The 4,798-nt window shown below is 36.0% G+C and carries 4 protein-coding genes; all 4 read right to left on the bottom strand.

The features are described 5' to 3' along the window. Positions 1 to 96: 96 nt before the first annotated feature. Genes P20439_RS17910 through P20439_RS17895 form a run of 4 tightly spaced genes read right to left on the bottom strand, consistent with a single transcriptional unit; the run spans position 97 to position 4,681 of the window. Entirely contained in the window at positions 97 to 2,145 is a 2,049-nt protein-coding gene (locus P20439_RS17910) for a DUF262 domain-containing protein (protein ID WP_008468902.1), read from the bottom strand. Further along, positions 2,135 to 3,463 (bottom strand): DUF262 domain-containing protein, encoded by a 1,329-nt coding sequence (locus tag P20439_RS17905; RefSeq protein WP_008468900.1) that lies wholly within the window; start codon positions 3,461 to 3,463, stop codon positions 2,135 to 2,137. The genes P20439_RS17910 and P20439_RS17905 overlap by 11 nt, the downstream gene beginning before the upstream one ends. Before the next feature lie 23 nt (positions 3,464 to 3,486). After that, a complete protein-coding gene (locus tag P20439_RS17900) occupies positions 3,487 to 4,179 on the bottom strand; it encodes a hypothetical protein (RefSeq protein WP_008468898.1) in 693 nt (230 codons plus the stop codon). Positions 4,180 to 4,183: 4 nt separating this feature from the next. Continuing rightward, positions 4,184 to 4,681 (bottom strand): transposase, encoded by a 498-nt coding sequence (locus P20439_RS17895; RefSeq protein ID WP_008468896.1) that lies wholly within the window; start codon positions 4,679 to 4,681, stop codon positions 4,184 to 4,186. Positions 4,682 to 4,798 lie beyond the last annotated feature (117 nt).

The following is a 4,798-nucleotide window of genomic DNA, read 5'->3' as shown; positions in this document are numbered from 1 at the left end:
TGCAGGAGCTGCCATTCAAATTATTTACAGTAGTTGCAGATACTACATGGCTATTTGATAAGAGTTTAAAAGTAGCATCAAATCTATTAGCTTCCCCTAAGTAATTACAGGCAATAGCAGTAATTCTAACATTGCATCGCCATGCAGCTTAATACCGCTTGCTTGTTCAGTTAAAGCTGTTTCATTTGATAAGTACCAGTCTTTGTAACTAAACATCAGTCGCTGCTTTAAACTTTCAGCTTTATCGCCTTGTTTAGCTAGCACAGTTTTCTTTTTACCTTCAGGGTAATCGTTGCCTAGGCTTGAATTAGTAGAGCTACTTACTAAACATAAATTTGCAAACGTATCAATGAGCTTGTTATCCATAGCCTCTGTTTTAGAGGTTTGTGGATAGTGATGTTCAACCGAGCTACGGTTTGTAAATTTAAACTCGGTGGCTACTTTTTTAATAGAATTAACAACGGGCGTATCTAAAAGAATCTCATCATCCGTACCTAATAAACTAAATTTAACCTTATCAAAGTCTCCTCTGTTAAGTTCAAGCCATATTTTGTAGTCGAGGTAATTAAAAATATAATTTTGTACCGAAGTGCCACAATTAATAGTTTGTTTTAGAAGCTCTTTTTGAGATTGGATGCTACTTTTAGTATCTATTTTTCCAATAGAACATAATTGATTAAAAGCACTTGTTTCTAATTGAACAATGAAATTCTTAACGTCGATTGTTTGTTCTTGATTAAACAAATACCTTAGCGTATTTGCAAGCCAATGCTTATAACTGTTACCCGGGTAAGACACATTAAACATACTTTGTAGCATAACCAGCTTTTCGCTATTCTCTATAAAAGTATTAACAGTTGAAACATTATGCTTGGCTTTTTCTGAGGTTTTTCTTACTAAAGTACGCACTCCCCAGTTTTTTTCTGGGCTACTTAAATCACGCTTGATAATGTAACAATCAAACAAATACCGTGTTTTTAATAATACACCGGCAAACCGCCTGACCTTTTGAGCGCATTTATCTTCGGCTAGGCCCTCTAGAATGTATGTATCGAACTCTTTAATAAGCTTTTTATCATCAAGCGACACCTTTTGTTCAATCAACTCATCAGCATCCACAAAAAGTGTAAGAGCATGGAGCAAAAAGTTAGGAAAGTTTATTATCGATCGAAAGCGATCATCCAATTGCGTTTGCTCATCATTTTTTTTTCTCTCATAAAACTTAGCTTCTGAATATAAGTTAAATAAATTTCCCTTACTCTGAGACTCCTGATAAATCGAAGCTTGCAAAGTATCTGAATTCTTTGATAATGCCTGCTCACTGTTAACTTTATCAAGCACAGCATTAAATAAGCCATTCCCCCCATAACTCAAAGTTAATAACTGCTTTAAATCATCACCAAATATTTTTGTTCTTACCTTGCTATCAAACCGAAACGGAATATAGTGCCCCATATCTGAGCACGCATCCCAAATTTGAGCAAACACGGGTTGCTCATTTTCAGGTAAATGACTCATTAAGCGGGCTTTAACAACTTCGTGCTTTTCGAGCTGTTCACCGCGATTATTCATTATTTCAAAGTAATGATTAAGATCGGTATCTTTAGGCACACATGTTCGGACAATAATTACTTTTTCAAATAAAAACTTTTTAAATTCAATTAATTCATTTGCATTGAATTTTGATTTGAAAATTTTTAAAGCCACATTAAATGCATTCACCATACTTGGTTCAAGGTTTTGTAACGTTTTACCTTTCGGTTCACCATGGACAAATAAAGAGAGAAGAGTACGTTTTGAACTTTCTCGGCATTCAAAGCTTAAATTAAGCGTTTTAATAGCTACTTCAACATTTAAATGTTTCAGCGCAGCCAAAATAATACACAAAGTAGTATGTCGTTGTTGACCATCAATGGTTTCATATTCAGATATTTCTGTATTCGCTTGTCGTCTATCTACCACTAATGAGCCAACATAATAGTTTTTGTTTTCGTCTTCTTTTCGTTGATCATCAATGTCATTAATAAGTTGTTCAACTTGTGCTTGCCCCCAAGCATAATTTCGTTGATAGCTAGGAATGGTATAAATAGCATTACCAAAAAATAACTCTTCGATAGTCAGCGCTTGGACGTCATTATTGCTCATTATTTGTACCCTCACCTAAATATAGTCCGTGTAATGCTTCTAACCCTTTGGTTTTATTACTGCTAACAGCCTCTTCATTTTTAATTACCACATAGCGCAATACTTCATTGGCATCTAACGCATGCGCAATGACATTTAATAAACTACTGCTATTTTTTGCATAATTATCAATACTAGCCATTAATACCCGCGAGTTTTCCACTCTTAGCTTATAAGCCCAACAAAAGCATAAACGGATAGCTTGCTTAAAATGCTGCTCTTTAAATTTATCATGGTAAAGCATTACAACAGCTAAAAATAAATTACGCGCATAATTATCACCAGCTCTATGCGAGCCATTGTAACTTTTTAAATAAGGTGCTAACTCAGTATGCTTTTCTAAGTATTTTTGCTGTTCAATATAATGAGCTACAAATTCAAAAAAACGTGAGCCGTTAAGTATAATTTGACCTATCTGATGTGGGTACTTTAATTCGTTTTTATCAACTATTCGATCCACAGAGTGATTGTATTGAGTGGTGTAAATATGAGCTCTTAAAGCAGTCTCAATGTAATGCGGTACCTCTTTATTATTCAGGTTTACCCCTTTAAAAACATCAATATGTTTATTGGTAAAATATCTCCCATGTTCACCTTTAAGCCATCGTCTAATTCTGTATAAGTAATTAGCAAATATTGGTTTTAAATTACCCGAGCTTGTGGCTTCTTGTTCCCAGTGCTTAATAGTGTTTAATTTTGTTTGCTGAGTTTCGTGACCCATTTCGCGTAAGTGATATGCTTTTAAAAGATCATGAGGTTCAAGGGCTTTACCTCGTGCATTCTGGCTATCAAAAAATTGAAACGCCTCACTTATATCGCTTAGTTTAATAACAACAAGCGAGCAGTTCGATAAAATAAAAGTATATAAATTAATTAACTCTTGCTCATCCATTTGCTCAAGCTGCATGTTAATCAATGCACTGTTGTGCCGAACTTGTTGTTGCGACTCGGGATGATTAATGGCAATGGTGGTTAAAAGTGCAGGTTTATCCGTTATATTTAATTTAGTAGCTATAGCTGTAAGCAGAATACACAAAGTAATTGTGCGTTGCTGACCATCAACTATTTCAAGTTTATTGCCACTAGTTGCAGTATGTAGAACAACTGTACCCAATCGATACTCTGCACCGCTAATTAAATAATTACTTTTTATATCTACTATTAATTGAGCCACATTATGTTCATTCCAACGGTATGGCCGCTGATAATCTGGAATAACTAAATCACTCGCAAATAATGTTGCAATAGATTGAATTTCAGGAGAGATAGTACTACTCATTTAACCTTCCTTGTCATTAATATTTACCTGTGCAGGTAATCTCTAAAATTAATTATATTGTTATTACCAGCTATGTCCGTTGATGCTTTATTACCTCGCTGCTCTGAGGTGATCAACGTTTGGCAATAACCCAATAAACGCTCTATGGGTATAAACTTCTCTTTGCGGCGAGTTGCTTTATTAGTAATACGTTTAGGTTGGGTGTTTAAATAAATAGCTAACTCAATGGCAAGCTCTTTAGGTAAATCATAAAGTCCCTCTTCTTGTAGTGTTTGAGTAACCCAAAGTGCAGCGTCGCTAATATGCCCACTTATACTTAAATCGGTGTTTTTAACCCAATGCGGAGTGAACTCTATTTTAGATAGCTCACTTAACAGCACCGCAATGTCGCTGCGTGGTATTAGCTGATACACCTCAAGCGTTTCAGCCATCATTAACTGCCATTCGTACTGCAAACGCTGAGTTAACTCCTCTTGCGATAGCTTTAAACTGACCGGTATAAAAAACGTAAAACGGCTATTCGCTTCACAAACAATGATTGTTTTTTCACGAGATTTATAGCTGTTATCAATTATCTGTAATTGCCAGTTAAAATTATCGCTGTCACTGTTCAGGGTATTTACCCCAGCTTGTTTACCAGGTTCATGTGGCAAGCGAGGTAAATCAGCTTTTAGGTATTTATTGAGTGCGTTTGAAGCGCTTAGACAAAGCAACATTTTATTATTCCCCACACCAATTGCGGCTATAGATCCCTGCTGCAACCGCTTTGTGAAAACTTGAATAAGGCCAGTCACTCACTCTTTTTACTAAACCATGTTTAAGTGGATTGAAGTGCACATAATTTACATGATGCCAATAATCTTGCTCATCACGAATGGTATGCTCCCAAAAGCGACGTTGCCATATGCCTCGTTCATTTTTATTCATGCGTGCCTCAGATAGGTATTCTCTTTTAGGTAACCCTTTAGAAAAGCGCTTTTTTATTTCACGCCATCGGCCAGAGTAGTCAAAATCCTCTTCGGGTAATGTTAGCACCGCATGAAGATGTTCGGGTAACACAACCCACGCATCAATATGGAAAGGTTTATGTCGTTTAACCCAACGTACCGACTCACGTAGTAAATCAATGTGATCAACCAATAATGATTTATTTCGCTCAAGCAAATTAACTGTGAAAAAATACGTCCCTCCAGCTTGATAGTTTCGACGATACCTCATAAAACCTCCATGTAAAAAATGTAGGTTGGTTAAGTGACGGAGTCACGCCACCCAACAAACCAACAACATCCCAAGCCGAATTACATTTATAATGCACAACCAATAACGTTGGATGAC

Source organism: Pseudoalteromonas sp. BSi20439 (genome assembly GCF_000241165.1).
Taxonomy (GTDB): Bacteria; Pseudomonadota; Gammaproteobacteria; order Enterobacterales; family Alteromonadaceae; genus Pseudoalteromonas.
Note: the sequence above shows the minus strand (reverse complement) of the source record. Positions and strands in the feature narration are given on the sequence as shown.

What these genes read in the sequence shown, in the direction of transcription:
- P20439_RS17895 (WP_008468896.1), bottom strand. Translation starts at nt 4,681, where the DNA reads ATGAGGTATCGTCGAAACTATCAAGCTGGAGGGACGTATTTTTTCACA.
- P20439_RS17900 (WP_008468898.1), bottom strand. Translation starts at nt 4,179, where the DNA reads ATGTTGCTTTGTCTAAGCGCTTCAAACGCACTCAATAAATACCTAAAA.
- P20439_RS17910 (WP_008468902.1), bottom strand. Translation starts at nt 2,145, where the DNA reads ATGAGCAATAATGACGTCCAAGCGCTGACTATCGAAGAGTTATTTTTT.
- P20439_RS17905 (WP_008468900.1), bottom strand. Translation starts at nt 3,463, where the DNA reads ATGAGTAGTACTATCTCTCCTGAAATTCAATCTATTGCAACATTATTT.